The organism is Hymenobacter sublimis (genome assembly GCF_023101345.1).
Taxonomy (GTDB): domain Bacteria; phylum Bacteroidota; class Bacteroidia; order Cytophagales; family Hymenobacteraceae; genus Hymenobacter; species Hymenobacter sublimis.
The window spans coordinates 741375-756896 of record NZ_CP095848.1 but is presented as its reverse complement, the minus strand read 5'-3'; the positions used below and the strand labels follow the sequence as shown (position 1 = coordinate 756896).

The window sequence follows — 15522 nt, the reverse complement described above, 5'->3', positions numbered from 1 at the left end:
GGCTACCCTCAGCACCCGGCCGAGACGCATCCCTTAGCGTCTCAGCGGCAGCACAACTAGATACGGTACGGCTCCTACCTGTCATTCCGAGCCCAAGCGAGGAATCTGGGTTCCGGCTAAGAAGCTAACCCAGATTCCTCGCTTGGGCTCGGAATGACAAGGTAAACTACCTCAGCAACGATTAAGACGCGAAGTGTCGCGTCTCTACAGCCATATGCTCCATGAGAATTTCACTCCTCATTTTCCTATTTTTCTTACCCAGCCTGCTCCTTGGTCAGACGACCCCGCGCACCTTACCCCCGCCTACCCCAACTGGCCCCGTTGCACCTGATGGGCCGCTTACCCTGCAGCAGGCCCTGCAAACCGGCTTGCGTCAGAGTTTGCTGGTACAAACGGGCAGCCTGGAAATAGAGCGGCAGCGCGTGCTGGCCCGCACCGGCTACGACCTGCCGCGCACGGTAGTCGATTTTCAGGTGGGGCAGATTTCCGGGCCTTTGCGCGACCAGAGCCTGAACATCGTGCAGCAGTCGGCGCTGCCGGGCGTGTACGGCGCCCAGCGCCGACTGCTGGAAGGCCAAATCCTGACGGCTGAGCAACGGGCCCGCGCCCAGCGCCGGGAGCTGACGTACACCATTCGCAGCACTTATTATGAGCTGCTGCTGAACTACCGGCGAGCGGCCCTGCTTCGGCGCCAGGACAGCCTGTACCGCCGCGCGGCCCGGGCGGCCCGCATCCGCTACCAAACCGGCGAAACCAACCGCCTGGAGCAGGTATCGGCCGAGGCTCGGATGCGGGAGGTGCAGAATCAGCTGGCCCTCATCCTTACGGATCAGGAGGTGCAACAGCAGCAGCTAGGCGTACTCCTGAACCTGGGTCGCCCCGCCACCATCGATACGACGGTGGCGCCCGTGGTCGTGCTCAGCCCCGCCGATACGGCCGGGCTCACGGCCGCCTCCAACCCTACCCTGGCGCTGCTGGAGCAGGAAATTGACGTGAGCAAGCGCCAGACGCGGGTGGAGCAGCTCCGCCGCCTACCTGACGTGCGCGTGGGCTACTTCAACCAGACCATCAATAAGGAACGAGGCTTTCACGTGGCTCAGGCGGGCATTGCGGTGCCGCTGTTGGGTGGCATTCAGAAGGCGCGCATCCAGGCCGCGCAGTTGGGGGAGCAAGCCGCCGAGGCTCAACTGCGCTATGCCACTACCCAGCTCAGCGGGCAGGTAGCGGGCCTGCGCCGTCAGCTTACGCGGGCGCAAACTTCGCTCACCTACTACGAGCAAACCGCCTTGCCCCAGGCTCGCCTCATCCTAGATACCGCCGAAAAAAGCTTCCGTGCTGGCGACATTGAGTACGTGGAATACGTGGTGAACACCGAGCCCTCCTGGCAAATCCGCACGGCCTACCTCGAGCAAATCCGGCAGTACAATGAGTTGGCCCTGCGCCTGCAAAACCTGGCCGGCCCCGACGTTCCGTAAGCTGCTGCCACCCGTCTCGCGCCGTTCGTTGCATCGTAATAACTGTCCATAAAAAAGCGCGCTCTGGCTTTAGTAAGCATGCTATTTTCGCTTTCCTCCCATATGAAATATATTCCCTACGTGCTACTGAGCAGCCTGCTGGCGGCCTGCGGCCCGAATACTTCTGACCAACCGGCAGCCGCTACAGCTTCCGAAGCGGCGGCCCCGGCCACAGCCGTCAGTCCCGATGAGGTGCGCATAAGTCCAGCCCAAGTGCAGGCCGCGGGCGTGGAAACCGGTGCCTTCGAGTGGAAAAACATGACTACCGACGTACAGGCCAACGGCAGCATTGATGTACCGCCGCAGAACCGGGCGTCCGTGTCGGCGGTGATGGGCGGCTACGTGCAGTCGGTGGCGGTGCTGCCGGGGCAGCAGGTGGCGCGCGGCAGCGTGGTTGCCGTGCTACGCCACCCCGATTACCTGAAGCTGCAGCAAGACTACCTGCAAAGCAAAGCCCGCGTCATCTTCCTGCAGAAAGAGCTACAGCGCCAGCAGATCCTGGATGCCGAAGATGTAGGAGCCAAGCGCAAGCTTCAGCAGGCCCAGAGCGAGTATGCATCGGAACAGGCCACCCTGCGCGCCACGGCCGCGCAGCTCCGGATGCTGGGCCTTTCTATGAGTCGCTTGGATAAGGGAGAAATTTCGCCCACGGTGCCGCTGGTGTCGCCCATCAAAGGCTACGTCAAGACCGTGAACATCAATCCGGGGCAGTTCGTGAACCCGCAGGATGTGCTGGTGGAAATCGTGGACCGCTCCGACCTACACTTAGAACTCAAGGTGTTTGAGCGGGATATTGCGCGTGTAAAGAATGGCCAACGCATCTTGTTCAAGATTCCCAGCCGGGGCTCCAACGAGGACATGGGGGCCCGGGTATTTCTGGTGGGCAAGGCCTTCAACGACGACGCTCGCACGGTAAGCGTGCACGCCCACCTGGAGCCGGAGCGCGACGATGTGCTGCCGGGTCAGTACGTGTCGGCCCACATCCAGACGGCCGGCGCCCGCCAGCGCACCCTCCCCGAAGATGCCGTAATTCAGGCCGGTGAGTTCAGCTACATCTTCGCCCAAACCGGTCCCGCTGCCTACCGCCGCTACAAAGTCCAGACCGGGGCCACTGAAAACGGCGACGTCGCCATCATCCCTCTAGAACAGCTACCCGACACTACCCGCCTAGTCCGGCACGGCGCGTATTTCCTGGACGCCGAGCTGAAAAAAGGCCAAGATGCGGAGGAGTGAGGTGGTGAAATAGTGAGATAGTGAGTTTGCTGTTCTGACGGTAGCCCCAGCGGGACAACAGATTGGTAGGACACCCCAGTACAGAAATATTCAGCCCCAGCGGGGCGGCACCGCTCGTTGAACGATTGGGTGTCGCCCCGCTGGGGCTGCTATTGCCATTAGACTAGGCAATTATACAACTCACTATTTCACTATCTCACCATTTCACTCTCCTATGCGCTGGCGTAGCTCCTGCACTTCACGCTCCAGGTCCAGGGTGCGGAATATAACTTTGGCCTCGAGGTCGGAGTAGGCGCGTTCGAGCTGTTCCTGCAGCTGCTTTTGTTCGGTTACGTCGGTGTTGGTGCCGCACCAGCGCACGATGCGGCCTTCCTCGTCGCGCACGGGCAGGGCCCGGCTTAAAAACCAACGAAACTCTCCGTCGTGGCGCCGGAGCGGGAAGGTGTCTTCCCACTTTTCCCCGTCGAGGAGGGCTTGCTTCCAGCCGTTGGTTATTTCATCCACACGGTCAGGATGCATGACTTTCTGCCAGCCCCAGCCCATCATTTCCTCGTGTGTTGTGCCCGTGAAGCGAAACCATCGGTCGTTGTACCAAACAACAGCGCCGGTTTCGTCGGCCATCCAAGCCAGCTGGGGAATGGCATTGGCCAGGGTCATAAAGTCCTGTTCCCGCTTACGCAGGGCCAATTCCTGCATCTTCTGGTCGTGAATGTCAGTGCACGTCCCGAACCACTTGATGATTTCGCCCGCCTCATTACGCACCGGCACTGCCTGGCCCAGAAACCAGCGGTAATCGTTCTGCCGGGATTTAAAGCGGTATTCAATTTCGTAGAAGTCGCCAGTGGCCAGGGAGTGGCCCCATACTTGCCGCGCCCGCGCCTGGTCGTCGGGGTGGAGCAGGTTATTCCACATATCTGGGCCTACGCTGTCGGCCAGCGTGTACCCCGTAAAATCAGTCCAGCGCTGGTTGAAATAGGTATGAAAGCCCGTGGCATCCGTCGTCCAAACTAGCTGCGGAATCAGTTCGGCCAGGGAGTTGAAGTCGGCCCAGGAGCCTATACTTTCCGAGTGGCTTTGCCGCAACTGCTCCACATCCACCATGTTAATAACCCACTGCTGCACCTGGTTGTGCTCGTTGAGCTGGGGGTAGCCCATGCTGCGCACCCAGCGGTACTGGCCATCAAAGCGCCGAAACCGAAACTCTATCTGGTACGCCTGCCGGGCAGCCAGGGCCTGCTGCCACTGGGTGGCCGTGCGGGCCACATCGTCTGGGTGCACTTGCGCGGCCCACTCCGTGGCAATCTGCTGTAGAGTTAACCCCGTGAAGGCCAGTAGTTCCGAGCTGACGTACACCACGTTGCCCGCAGCATCTGCGATACCAAGTAGCAAGGTTGAGGCCGGGGTAGTAACAGGCTGGTGGGTTTCTTCGGGGCGTGAAGGACTGTTGGGATTTTCAGAATTGGCAAAGGCCATACGAAAACATACAGTTAGCAGAGGTGATAAGGGAATTACGGGCGGGTTAGCTGCATTTCCATCCCCGACTGAAAGTACAGGGACAGTTGGCTGCTGGTGCCGTCGCGGGAGCGGCGCAAACGCGTAACCAGGGCGCGGGTTTGCTCCTGCTCCATGTTTAATTCCAGGTACGGACGGTTCAGCAGGGTATCTCGCTGCACCAGCCAGTTGCCCACATCCTGCTGCCCCGGGGCCTGAATAGCTACCCGTCCGGGCTCCAGGTGAAAACGCTCGGCGCGGGCCAGGGTAGTGGCCGGGTTAGTGCGGTTGAGCACCCGATCAGCTACGTGCCAGTCCCCCGTCAGATAATCGTCGGGCAGTTGCTGCAGGTTAACGTCGAAAAGCAGTTCAGACATAGACACCATAAAGGTACGGCAGGAAGCTCAACAAATACTACGCCACGGGTTTGTGTATAGCAACTAACCAAGAAAATATGTGCTAAAGATGAAGATACTCTTACAGTTATGTGTGGGTAGTAACCATAGCAAAACAGCCTCCCAACCGTACGGCTGAGAGGCTGCTTATTTCTTGCTGGTTTCTGCACCGGTTGCAGAGGAGGAGGGATTCGAACCCCCGGAGGTTTAACCCTCAACGGTTTTCAAGACCGCCGCAATCGACCACTCTGCCACTCCTCTAGGGTTGGGCTGGATGCATCGTTGCAGAATACAGCAAGCAAAAAAGGCTTTTTCACGCTTTGAAAAAACCAGTGCAGAGAGGGGGGGATTCGAACCCCCGATACCCTTGCAGGTATAACGGATTTCGAATCCGTCGCATTCGACCACTCTGCCACCTCTCTAACAGGTCCCAACTGAGTGGTTTGGGATGGCAAAAGTATTCATCAACACCTAATGGACAATACGACGGCTGAAAAATTTCTTTGATAATTTTCTTATTCACTCAGTCCCAGTCAGTAAGGGTTTACTTAGAAGCAGGTACCGGTAGTTGGCGCTTCAGCCGACCCGTAACGGCGTCAATGCTCACGTTCACCTCAAAGCCCAGAATCAGGGTCATGCACACAAAATCTAGCCACACCATAAACCCTACCAGCGTGCCAATAGAGCCGTAGAAGTGGTTGTAGCTGTCGAATATCTTCACGTAGAGAATGAAGAGAAAGGACACCAGAAAGATGAGCAGGGTAGCTACCACAGACCCAGCCGATAGAAAAGGCCACTTATCGTGTACTGGCGGTACATAGTAGTATACTAGGCAGGTAGTAAGCAGGAAAAGCCCCACCACAGAACCGTAGCGCAGCAAAGCAATTAGCTGGTCGGTCAAGTGTTCGGGCACGATTTCGTGGTACACCAGCGCGTCAATAATGTAGGTTCCGAAAAAGATACCCGCTACTGAGAACAGCAGCACCGACGACAATACTACCGTCAGCAGGGTGGCAATGACGCGCTTGCGCACGTAAGTGCGCTTCTTGAAGGAGGGGTACTTTTTCTCGAAAGCGTCGAGCAAGGCCATGATGCCGTTGGAGCTGAGGACCAGCGCGGTAGCAAAACCGAAGGACAAGAGTCCGCCGTGCGGAATGTTCACAATATCCTCAATGGTACCAGACACGGCCAGGTACATTTCCCGCGGAATTAAATCGGACAGGAACTGGAGAATATCCAGGTTCAGGTTCGGGACGGGAATGTAGGGAATGAGGGTAAAGAGGAAAATGATGGTGGGAAAGATGGCAATGGTGAAGTTGAAGGCCATGTAGCTGGCCCGTTTCGCAATGCCATCGAGCTTGATTTCCTGCAGTAGCCGGTCGACCACATCATACACCGAAGCCCGGCCGCCATGAAACCGGAGTTGCTTCAGGAACACGATAAACCGGCGGTAGCTTCTTCGCCGGCGCACATCGGGCATTCGGTATCGGCGAACGGGAAGGCGCATAAGTAGAAGGCGGAAAAAAGTATGGGCAGCTGGTTAACTACGCCGGTGTGGGGAGTGGTTCCGGGCGCACGTTTGGCGGGGCGGCCTCCCTCCTATGCTATTTCAGGAAAGCGGCTGGAGCAGGCGGGTTCACCGGGGCCTTGGGTGGAGTTAGGGGCCCGGCCGTCTCGTCGTCGGTGAAATACGGGGCCAGCTTGGTTTGAATGTGAGCCGGAATAGCCACCGGTCGCCCTGTAGCCATGCTCACGAATACCATCAGGGTGTGGCCTTCGGTGAGAAGCTCTTGGGCCTCATTGTAGATTTCGTACTCGAACAGAATGCGCGAGCCCTCGGCGGGCTGCTTGAGCAACAGGCGCACCGTTAGCAAGTCATCGTAGCGGGCGGGACGGCGGAAGCGGGTCCGGATTTCGCCCACCGGCATCCCTACCCCATCGGCCTCCAAATCCTTATAGCTGATGCCCAGCTGGCGAAATGCTTCCGTGCGGCACACCTCAAAATAGGCGGCGTAATTACCGTGGTACACGTAGCCCATCTGGTCGGTTTCGGCGTACCGAACGCGAATATGGGTATCGGACTGATACATGGGGTAGCGTTTGGTTATCAGTTGGTAGCAGGCAGCTAGCAGGGCAGAACCGTAGTAACTGCACACTACCTGCTTACTTCATAATTCCGGCCCGGCTAAGGGCGGCCTGGTAGCGGCGGGCGTTTACGAGGTGCTCCTGCTCGTTGCGGGCGAAGGCGTGGTAGCCGCTGAAATCCTCTTTGGCGCAGAAATACAGGTAGTCGTGGCTTTCCGGATTCAGCACGGCATCAATGCTGGCAATGCTGGGCAGGTTGATGGGGCCAGGTGGCAGGCCCGCGTACTTATAGGTGTTGTAGGGCGAATCCTTGGCTAGGTGCACGTTCAGCACGCGTTTAATGGTGAAGTCGTGGTTGGCATACACGACCGTAGGGTCGGCCTGCAGCTTCATGCCCCGCTTGAGGCGGTTGAGGTAGACACCCGCCACCCGGGGTCGCTCATCGGCGTGCTGCTGCTGCTCGGCTTCCACAATGCTAGCCAGTACGCTTACCTGCTCACGGCTAAGCCCCAGCTTTTTACGCTTGGCGTCGCGCTCCGGCGTCCAGAACTTCTCGTACTCCTTCTTCATGCGGCGCATGAGGTTGTCGGCGGACGTGTTCCAAAGCAGCTCGTACGTGTTCGGAATAAACATCGTCAGGATGCTGGTAGTATCGAAACCCAGGCTTTTGGTGTACGCAGGCGAGCTAAGCAGCGAGTCAAACTGGCTGGGCTGAGCATCAATGGTGGTACTCAGCTTGCGGGCTAGGTCTTCACGCAACCGAATGTTCTGAAAGGTCAGGAGTAAGGGTAGCTTGTTGCTACCCGTGCGCAGGTCGTTGATAAGCTGGCGGTTGGTATAGCCGTCTTTGAGCTCATAGCGGCCGGGCTTCACCAGCTGCTCATACTTCATGAGGCGGGCCACAAAGTGCAGGCTGAGCTTATCCACAATCACGCCCGTGGCCTCAATGGAGTCAAGCACGGCCTTGGCCGACTCGCCGCGGCGCACCACCACGTAGGTGGGCCGCCCTTTGGTTTCTACGTTCGGGGTGAAAAAGACTTGGTAGAAATAATATGAGAACGTAATGAGCAGCAACCCGATAACGCCGGTGACGTAGGCAAAACGGTTGCGGCGGCGTGTGGCCTTGGCTTTGTAATCGATGCGAGTGTTGGCCATGAGCAGAGAGGGTAGTAACAAAACGGTAACATTGCTCGTCGCGGCCAAGCTGGATTAGCCAACGGATTCGAGGTAGTTTTGAACTTCAAAAGTACAGTTTCTTCATTTCTCCTTTTCTTCTTTCACACCTATGGCACACCCCTACTCTTTCGGATTTTTTATGCGCGGCCTGCTGGGCCTAACCCTGAGTGCCAGCGCCGTTTCAGCTTCGGCCCAAAATACGCCCACCGGACCTACTCCTGTTAGCGTTACGGCCGGCGCTGTTTACTCTCAGAATTTTGACGGCATGGGTGCTACCGGCACCGCTTATCCGGCCGGCTGGGCAGGCCTACGCTACGGCCGTGGCGCCACTAACACCACGGCTGTTATCAATGAAGCCCTTACGCCCACTGTACTAGCCGACGGTAGCACTGCAGGAGCCGTATACAATGCTGGCCCCAACGCGGGTACTGACCGCGCACTCGGCACGTTGGGTTCAGGTAGCACCATACCTGCTTTCGGTGCGGCCTTCATTAACAACACGGGTGCAACCGTTACGCAAGTGAACATTGCAGCCCGCTTAGAGCAGTGGCGTGCAGGCAGCAATAACACGGCTAATGAAACGGTGGTATTTGAGTATAGCCTGAACGCTACAAACCTTGAGAGTGGCACAACTAGCACTTGGACGCCTGTAACCGCCTTGGATTTAGTTGAGCTGGCTACCACCACGACTACTGCAGCACCCTCAGATGGCAACGCGGCAGCGAATAACCGAGCTATTAGCGGTTCTATTACCAACCTAAACTGGCCCGTTAACACCACTATGTGGATACGGTGGCGCGACAACGACGACGCGGGGTCTGATGCCCTGCTCGCGGTTGATAATTTTGCTTTGTCCACGGGCACCACTACCCTCAGCAGTCGCAAGGCAAGTGGCGCGGGCAACGTAGCAGTTTTCCCTAACCCCACTTCAGAGGTTGTGACCATTCAGGTAGCGGGCCGCGCTGAAAAAGCCGCCGTAACCGTATCCGACCTCACGGGCCGGGTAGTGTTGCGCGGCACTGCCGCTGCCGATGGCACGTTTAGCCTACGGCCTTTGCAGGCTGGCAACTATATTTTGCTGGTGCAGAACGGCGACACGTTCACGACCCACAAGGTAACCAAGCAATAAGGCTACCATGCCCCAACAAAAAAGCCCCGGCACTTTGGTGTCGGGGCTTTTTTGTAGGAACTGCGGAGCCATTGACAGCCGGAGGGCAACCCCACGGGTGTTTTTATCGAAAAGAGTAGCAGGTTCCTGCTTCTGCTTGTACCTTGACCGCCCCGCCGCTAATTGGCCCCGGGCTGACTGCTCATCCAACCCACGCTTCCGCTATGTCCGCAACCTTGCTCCGCATCCACCCCGACAATCCGCCCCAGAACCGCTTGGCGCAAGCTGTAGAAATACTTCGCAAAGGCGGCGTCATTATTTATCCTACCGATACGGTGTACGGCCTAGGCTGTGATATTCATAATGCCCGGGCCGTGGAAAAGCTCTGCCGCATCAAGGGCCTGCATCCGGAAAAGGCCAACCTTTCCTTTATCTGCTCCGACTTATCTCACATCACCGACTACGCTACCGGCATTACGACGCCCGTGTACAAGGTGCTGAAAAAAGCGCTACCTGGTCCTTTCACCTTCATCTTTGAAGCCAGTAACAAGGCCCCTCGCTACGGCGGTGTGAAGCGCAAAACCGTGGGTATTCGGGTGCCCGACAATAACATCTGCACCGGATTGGTGCGCGAACTGGGCAACCCCATCGTTTCGACGTCTATTCACGATGAGGATGAGATTCTGGAATATAGCACCGACCCTGACCTCATCTTCGAGAAGTACCGGCCGCTGGTAGACTTAGTGATTGATGGCGGCTTCGGCAACAACATCGCCAGCACCGTCGTCGACTGTACTAATGAAGATTTCGACATCGTCCGGCAGGGTGTGGGAGATATTGAGCAGTACTTGTAACCATCCCCCAGGCAACAGAAAAGGCGCGGGCGCATCCTACTCAACGGATGCGCCCGCGCCTTTTTCATACACGTATACTACGCTTTGCTTTCCAGTGCTGGCCTCTTGTGCTTCCACCGGCGGTGAGTCCAGAGGTAGTCCGCGGGAAAAAGACGAATATCCCGCTCTAGCTGCTGCACAAAGGCATCGGTAATTGGGAAGCTGCCGGCCGGGAGCGGGGCGTCTCCATCGTACAGCTCCGTAAGGATGATTTCGTAGTAGCCGCGCCGTAGTCGCTGAATGCTTACGTACACTACCGGGCAGTGAAAGCGAGAGGCCAGTCGCTCAGCGCTGGTGTAAAACCCAGACTCCTGGTTCATGAAAGTCGTCCAGTACGGCCGGTCCTCGGGGCCAGCGGCCTGGTCAGAAAGCATGCTCACTACCCGAACTTCGCCCTTGCGCTGCACCATGTCGCGTAGGGTATCCCGCATCGGAATCAGCCCGGAGCCGGTGCGGGTGCGCAGGTGGTACAAAAAGCTCTCGAAGAACGGGTTGCTCAGGGGCTTATACACGCCATCCGTATGGGCCGATAGCCAAGTAGCCCCCGACGTTAGAACCCATTCCCAGTTGCCCGCGTGCGAGGAAAGCCCAAGCACCGTGCGCCCTTGGGCGAAGTGCCGCTCCATTACCTCCACGTTACGGAACAGGACCCGCTGTTTTAGCTCGGCGGCGGGCATGGTAGCTAGCTTTAATATTTCTACCATTACCTCGGAGAAGTGCCGGTAGAATTGCCGGGCCAACTGCGCAATTTCAGCGTCTGACTTTTCCGGAAATGAGTTGCGCAAGTTTTCCAGCACCACCCGCTGCCGGTAGCGCACGACGTAGGCCATCAGCAGGTACAGGCCAGAGGAAATCCCATACAACACCGATAGCGGTAGGCTAGAGAGGCCCAGCAACAGCCACTCCAGCGGGCGGTAATACCACGGGTAAGGCTTGATAATAGGTGTTTTTTTCATCGGGGCATTACTGCCCCGGCGGGCGCATAATCGGCCGGGTTACGGCGCAGGGAGGTTGTTTGGATACTAAGCACTTGATTTTTGGAATTACGGATTTCTACGCTCAAGCTATAGTCGCCAGCGGGCACCTTGCTCAGGTCTAGCTCCCCAGTTACTACCGTGGGCTTGCCCTGCGCAGCCGTAGCCGAGGCCTGCCCGGTAGTAACGTCCTTCGAACCTTTCGGTGCCCGAAGCCGGTAGCGCACGTTCAGGGCCTGCCCGGCCGGAGCGTTGTACAGCTCGGCGTAAAAATACAGCTTATCCATGCCGCGCGCATACAGTCCGCCAGCTGCCCGGGTTAAGCTCAGTCCATTACGAATAAAATTATTGGCCTCTACTGCCGAGCGGCTCGCGGGCCGACTCAGCAACACCACGCTACTTAGCAGGGGCTTTCCTACCCCAAACTCCACTATTAGAGGCACTTCCACTATATCCACGTTAGCGGCACGGTACTGGTCGCGCATGTGGGCCCGCAAGGTGTAGCGGCCCTCCGGCAAGCTGATGCGCTTCTGAAAGCTCAGCGGATTTTTGATGGCAGCCGTAGTATCGCGCAGTACTGGCGGCTTGAGCGTTACTGTTTCCTGGTAGACGGCCGTGCCGTCGTTGCGCACTGCCTCCAAGGTAACGTTGAATGCGGCCTGAAATAGTTTGGGCCCGCGCCGCTGGTACGTAAGGTTTTTGCCAGAAACCGTCACGTAGATTTCCACTACGCCTCCCTTCACGGCTATGTCATCGTTGCGAAAGGAAGCCACATCCAAGCGCACCTGATGCTGGGCGGTGGCCGACCCCATACTTAACCCCAGAACTCCCAAAAGCAGCAGGGCACGAAATAAAAACGACATAGTGTCAGAGTAACAGGCTGAATGTATTCCCCAAACGCTTACGTGGGGAAATATGTACGGGCAAACGCGCCAGCTTAAAGCAGCGTTTCAATTGCCTCATCCCAGTTTTGTCATTGGCAGGTTCATATTTGGAAAGCAACCTATCTGACCTGAGTTTGCTGCAACTTCCAACTCTGTTTAGGTATCTACTTTTCTGTTTCGCAGCTCACCCTTTACTTTCCCAGCTTACTGTTTCGCGTTTCCCTTTTACATGCCTTCCGTTCTATTTGAGTCGCAGTACAACCCACCCGCTGCTTTTTTTGCCGAATTGCTCGGGGCCGACGCCTTATGGCTGGAAGCTCACGATAATTACCGCAAGCAAACCTACCGCAACCGTTGCCTACTCCTGACGGCCCAGGGAGTGCAGCCCCTCACGGTACCCGTAGTGGATGGCAACCGCAGCGAAAAGGTCCTGACTTCGGCAATTGAAATAGATTACCGCCAAAACTGGGTGCATCGGCATTGGCGCACCTTGCAAACCGCGTATGGTGGTACACCGTATTTTGAATATTATGCCGACTATCTGCACGACATCTACGTACAGAAACCTCAGCTTCTGTTCGACCTCAACTTGCTGCTGATTAGGTTCTACCTGCGCTGCCTACGGCTGCGGCTACCCGTTCACCTGACGGCAGAGTACTCCCCTCCCCTCCTTCCTGCTTTCGACTCACCCTTAGCCCCCGATTTTGTGCGTGACCGGCGCGATTGGCTGACACCAAAAGACTCCGCCTCGTCCGGACCTGACAGGAAGTCGGTTCATCCCTACCCACAGTCCTTTGGTAAAGATTTTGTACCGGGACTCAGCATCTTAGACCTGCTATTTATGCAGGGCCCGGCCGCCGGCAGTTTTCTTGCGTAGTGCTATTGCCGCCTCCGAACCTTCGCCCGACACAATCTGTTTTCAGGTTACATCGGCCAAACCCGTTTTAGTGGCTTCTTTTACCCTGGCGGGGTTCCGTTTTTCTTCACTACCTTATCTGCATGGAAGCTAAATTCTCAAATCGAGTCAAGGAGGTCATCTCCCTGAGCCGGGAAGAGGCCATCCGGCTCGGGCACGATTATATCGGTACCGAACACTTATTGCTGGGCATGATTCGCGAAGGGGAAGGCACGGCCATTGGTCTGCTCAAGAAATTGGGTGTATCGGTGGACGAGCTGAAGTACGCCCTGGAGCAAGCCACCCGCAACACGGCCACGCAGGGCACGAGCATCACTGGCTCCATCCCGCTCACCAAACAGACCGAGAAGGTTCTCAAGATCACCTACCTCGAGGCCAAAATCTTCAAGAGCGAAATTATCGGCACCGAGCATTTACTGCTGTCGATTCTGCGCGATGAGGATAATATTTCGTCCCAAATTTTGAGCAAATTCAACGTGAACTACGAATCTGTGCGCGATTCGCTGGACTACCACGGTAACACGGCGAACAACCCCACCAACGGCCCCGAGGCCGACGACGACGATAACGACCGCCTCTTCGGAAGCGGCGGCCAGGGCCGTGGTGGCGCCGGGGCCGGTGCGGCACCCAAGAAAGGCAACGAGAAGTCGCGCACGCCTGTGCTCGACAACTTCGGCCGCGACCTGACCAAGCTCGCCGAGGAAGACAAGCTCGACCCCATTGTGGGCCGCGAAAAGGAGATTGAGCGTGTTGCTCAAATCTTGTCGCGCCGCAAGAAGAACAACCCTATCCTGATTGGTGAGCCTGGCGTTGGTAAAACGGCTATTGCCGAAGGCCTTGCTCTGCGCATCATCCAGAAGAAGGTGTCGCGGGTGCTGTTTGGTAAGCGCGTAGTTACGCTTGACCTTGCTTCATTGGTAGCTGGCACTAAGTACCGTGGCCAGTTTGAGGAGCGCATGAAGGCCGTGATGAACGAGCTGGAAAAGTCGCCCGATGTTATCCTGTTCATCGACGAGCTGCACACAATTGTAGGTGCTGGCGGTGCTTCCGGTTCGCTGGACGCTTCCAACATGTTCAAGCCAGCCCTAGCTCGTGGCGAAATTCAATGCATTGGCGCTACCACGCTTGATGAATACCGCCAGTACATTGAGAAGGATGGTGCTTTGGCTCGTCGTTTCCAAATGGTAATGGTAGACCCCACTACCCCCGAGGAAACCATCGAAATCCTGAACAACATCAAGGACAAGTATCAGGACCACCACCACGTTCTGTACACCGATAAGGCCATCGAGGCCTGCGTGAAGCTGTCGGACCGCTATATGTCGGACCGTTTCCTGCCAGACAAGGCCATCGACATTCTTGACGAGGCCGGTGCCCGCGTGCACATCAACAACATCGTGGTACCCGAAGATATTCTCAAGCTCGAGGAGCAGATTGAGAACATCAAGGTGGAGAAGAACCGCGTGGTGAAGTCGCAGAAATACGAGGAAGCCGCTAAGCTCCGCGACACTGAGAAGAAGCTCATTGATCAGCTCGACCAGGCTAAGAAAGACTGGGAAGAGGAGACCAAGAAGAAGCGCTACACGGTGAAAGAGGAGAACGTGGCCGAGGTTATTGCCATGATGACCGGTATTCCCGTTTCCCGCGTTGCTCAAAAGGAGAGTCACAAGCTGCTCAATATGGGCGAGGAGCTACAGGGTAAGGTGATTGGCCAGGATAAGGCCATCAAGCAGTTGGTGAAAGCCATCCAGCGTACCCGTGTGGGCCTGAAAGACCCCAAAAAGCCGATCGGTTCGTTCGTATTCCTGGGCCCAACCGGCGTAGGTAAGACGGAGCTGGCCAAAGTATTGGCTACCTACCTGTTCGATAAGGAAGATTCGCTGGTGCGGATTGACATGTCGGAGTACATGGAGAAGTTCAGCATCTCGCGCCTAGTGGGCGCGCCTCCCGGCTACGTGGGCTACGAAGAAGGTGGCCAGCTGACAGAGAAAATCCGCCGCAAGCCGTATTCTGTCATCCTGCTCGACGAAATCGAGAAGGCCCACCCCGACGTATACAACCTGCTGCTGCAGGTGCTGGACGACGGTATCCTGACCGACGGCCTGGGCCGCAAGGTGGATTTCCGGAACACCATCATCATCATGACCTCGAACATCGGGGCACGTGACCTGCAGGACTTCGGCGCGGGCATCGGCTTCGGCACGAAGGCCCGTCAGGAGAATATGGATGAGCTGACCAAGGGCACTATCACCAATGCCCTGCGGAAAACCTTCTCACCGGAGTTCCTCAACCGTTTGGACGACGTGATTGTCTTCAACTCCTTGGAGAAGGCCGATATTCACCGCATCATCGACATCAGCTTGCATAAGCTGTTGAGCCGTATCCAGACGTTGGGTTACCGCGTAGAGCTGACCGATGCCGCCAAGGACTTCGTGGCTGAAAAAGGCTACGACCCCAAGTACGGTGCGCGTCCCCTGAACCGGGCTATCCAGAAGTATATCGAAGACCCGATTGCCGAGGAAATCCTGAAAGCCGAAATTGCGCAGGGCGACGTCATCACAGCCGACTACGCAGCCGGCGCCGAGGAGCTAACCTTTGCCGTGAGCAAGAGCGGTGAAACGCCCAACCTCGCCAGCGACGAGCGGCCGGAGGAAACTCCCGAACCAAACGACGATGAGCCGAAAGACTCGAAGAAGAAAGGCGAGTAATTGTCCTTGATGAATGAAAACGGCCGGTTCCCATTCGGGAATCGGCCGTTTTCATTTTTCACAATTTCCCTAAAGCCCCTCAGAATTCGGGTGTGGCTTTTCTTGACCGGTGTGTACCTTTGACTTCTTACCCGTAGTTGCATAT

General features: G+C 56.9%; 13 protein-coding genes and 2 tRNA genes. 6 read left to right on the top strand and 9 right to left on the bottom strand.

Features of this window, described 5'->3' with window-relative positions:
* Nucleotides 1-221: 221 nt before the first annotated feature.
* Both MWH26_RS03280 and MWH26_RS03275 read left to right on the top strand, forming a co-directional pair.
* Nucleotides 222-1475 carry a TolC family protein gene (locus MWH26_RS03280; protein WP_247976030.1) on the top strand — a complete coding sequence of 418 codons (1254 nt, stop codon included), beginning with the start codon at nucleotides 222-224 and terminating at the stop codon, nucleotides 1473-1475.
* Nucleotides 1476-1577: 102 nt separating this feature from the next.
* On the top strand, nucleotides 1578-2747 hold the full coding sequence (locus MWH26_RS03275; protein WP_247976029.1) for an efflux RND transporter periplasmic adaptor subunit: 1170 nt from the start codon (nucleotides 1578-1580) through the stop codon (nucleotides 2745-2747).
* A gap of 204 nt (nucleotides 2748-2951) precedes the next feature.
* Here the strand turns inward: MWH26_RS03275 and MWH26_RS03270 are convergent, their stop codons facing one another.
* The 7 genes from MWH26_RS03270 to mltG form a co-directional block, all read right to left on the bottom strand.
* On the bottom strand, nucleotides 2952-4220 hold the full coding sequence (locus tag MWH26_RS03270; RefSeq protein WP_247976028.1) for a PAS domain-containing protein: 1269 nt from the start codon (nucleotides 4218-4220) through the stop codon (nucleotides 2952-2954).
* Nucleotides 4221-4255: 35 nt separating this feature from the next.
* A complete protein-coding gene (locus tag MWH26_RS03265; protein WP_244695208.1) occupies nucleotides 4256-4615 on the bottom strand; it encodes a hypothetical protein in 360 nt (119 codons plus the stop codon).
* Nucleotides 4616-4809: 194 nt separating this feature from the next.
* Nucleotides 4810-4894: transfer RNA gene (locus MWH26_RS03260), tRNA-Ser, on the bottom strand.
* A 74-nt stretch (nucleotides 4895-4968) separates the two neighbouring features.
* A tRNA-Ser gene (locus tag MWH26_RS03255) sits at nucleotides 4969-5055 on the bottom strand.
* 122 nt (nucleotides 5056-5177) lie between these two features.
* Nucleotides 5178-6140 carry a YihY/virulence factor BrkB family protein gene (locus tag MWH26_RS03250; RefSeq protein WP_244695207.1) on the bottom strand — a complete coding sequence of 321 codons (963 nt, stop codon included), beginning with the start codon at nucleotides 6138-6140 and terminating at the stop codon, nucleotides 5178-5180.
* A gap of 97 nt (nucleotides 6141-6237) precedes the next feature.
* Complete coding sequence (locus MWH26_RS03245) at nucleotides 6238-6723, bottom strand: acyl-CoA thioesterase (protein WP_244695206.1); 486 nt, start codon at nucleotides 6721-6723, stop codon at nucleotides 6238-6240.
* Nucleotides 6724-6796: 73 nt separating this feature from the next.
* Nucleotides 6797-7873 carry an endolytic transglycosylase MltG gene (mltG, locus tag MWH26_RS03240; RefSeq protein WP_247976027.1) on the bottom strand — a complete coding sequence of 359 codons (1077 nt, stop codon included), beginning with the start codon at nucleotides 7871-7873 and terminating at the stop codon, nucleotides 6797-6799.
* A 130-nt stretch (nucleotides 7874-8003) separates the two neighbouring features.
* Between mltG and MWH26_RS03235 the strand changes: the two genes are divergently transcribed.
* Entirely contained in the window at nucleotides 8004-9023 is a 1020-nt protein-coding gene (locus MWH26_RS03235; protein WP_247976026.1) for a T9SS type A sorting domain-containing protein, read from the top strand.
* Between the two features lie 203 nt (nucleotides 9024-9226).
* The gene (locus tag MWH26_RS03230) at nucleotides 9227-9856 is read left to right on the top strand and encodes an L-threonylcarbamoyladenylate synthase (protein WP_247976025.1); all 630 of its coding nucleotides are present in this window, start codon (nucleotides 9227-9229) and stop codon (nucleotides 9854-9856) included.
* Between the two features lie 77 nt (nucleotides 9857-9933).
* Here MWH26_RS03230 and MWH26_RS03225 read toward each other — a convergent pair whose 3' ends face one another.
* The gene (locus MWH26_RS03225) at nucleotides 9934-10851 is read right to left on the bottom strand and encodes a lysophospholipid acyltransferase family protein (protein ID WP_244695202.1); all 918 of its coding nucleotides are present in this window, start codon (nucleotides 10849-10851) and stop codon (nucleotides 9934-9936) included.
* Entirely contained in the window at nucleotides 10848-11732 is an 885-nt protein-coding gene (locus tag MWH26_RS03220) for a hypothetical protein (RefSeq protein WP_247976024.1), read from the bottom strand. Before MWH26_RS03220 ends, MWH26_RS03225 begins: the two co-directional genes overlap by 4 nt.
* 250 nt (nucleotides 11733-11982) lie before the next feature.
* Here MWH26_RS03220 and MWH26_RS03215 point away from each other — a divergent pair, with 250 nt between their 5' ends.
* Nucleotides 11983-12630 (top strand): WbqC family protein, encoded by a 648-nt coding sequence (locus tag MWH26_RS03215; RefSeq protein ID WP_247976023.1) that lies wholly within the window; start codon nucleotides 11983-11985, stop codon nucleotides 12628-12630.
* 122 nt (nucleotides 12631-12752) lie between these two features.
* Complete coding sequence (locus tag MWH26_RS03210; RefSeq protein WP_247976022.1) at nucleotides 12753-15377, top strand: ATP-dependent Clp protease ATP-binding subunit; 2625 nt, start codon at nucleotides 12753-12755, stop codon at nucleotides 15375-15377.
* The last annotated feature ends 145 nt before the right edge of the window (nucleotides 15378-15522 follow it).

What these genes read in the sequence shown, in the direction of transcription:
- MWH26_RS03280 (WP_247976030.1), top strand. Translation starts at nt 222, where the DNA reads ATGAGAATTTCACTCCTCATTTTCCTATTTTTCTTACCCAGCCTGCTC.
- MWH26_RS03275 (WP_247976029.1), top strand. Translation starts at nt 1,578, where the DNA reads ATGAAATATATTCCCTACGTGCTACTGAGCAGCCTGCTGGCGGCCTGC.
- MWH26_RS03270 (WP_247976028.1), bottom strand. Translation starts at nt 4,220, where the DNA reads ATGGCCTTTGCCAATTCTGAAAATCCCAACAGTCCTTCACGCCCCGAA.
- MWH26_RS03265 (WP_244695208.1), bottom strand. Translation starts at nt 4,615, where the DNA reads ATGTCTGAACTGCTTTTCGACGTTAACCTGCAGCAACTGCCCGACGAT.
- MWH26_RS03250 (WP_244695207.1), bottom strand. Translation starts at nt 6,140, where the DNA reads ATGCGCCTTCCCGTTCGCCGATACCGAATGCCCGATGTGCGCCGGCGA.
- MWH26_RS03245 (WP_244695206.1), bottom strand. Translation starts at nt 6,723, where the DNA reads ATGTATCAGTCCGATACCCATATTCGCGTTCGGTACGCCGAAACCGAC.
- mltG (WP_247976027.1), bottom strand. Translation starts at nt 7,873, where the DNA reads ATGGCCAACACTCGCATCGATTACAAAGCCAAGGCCACACGCCGCCGC.
- MWH26_RS03235 (WP_247976026.1), top strand. Translation starts at nt 8,004, where the DNA reads ATGGCACACCCCTACTCTTTCGGATTTTTTATGCGCGGCCTGCTGGGC.
- MWH26_RS03230 (WP_247976025.1), top strand. Translation starts at nt 9,227, where the DNA reads ATGTCCGCAACCTTGCTCCGCATCCACCCCGACAATCCGCCCCAGAAC.
- MWH26_RS03225 (WP_244695202.1), bottom strand. Translation starts at nt 10,851, where the DNA reads ATGAAAAAAACACCTATTATCAAGCCTTACCCGTGGTATTACCGCCCG.
- MWH26_RS03220 (WP_247976024.1), bottom strand. Translation starts at nt 11,732, where the DNA reads ATGTCGTTTTTATTTCGTGCCCTGCTGCTTTTGGGAGTTCTGGGGTTA.
- MWH26_RS03215 (WP_247976023.1), top strand. Translation starts at nt 11,983, where the DNA reads ATGCCTTCCGTTCTATTTGAGTCGCAGTACAACCCACCCGCTGCTTTT.
- MWH26_RS03210 (WP_247976022.1), top strand. Translation starts at nt 12,753, where the DNA reads ATGGAAGCTAAATTCTCAAATCGAGTCAAGGAGGTCATCTCCCTGAGC.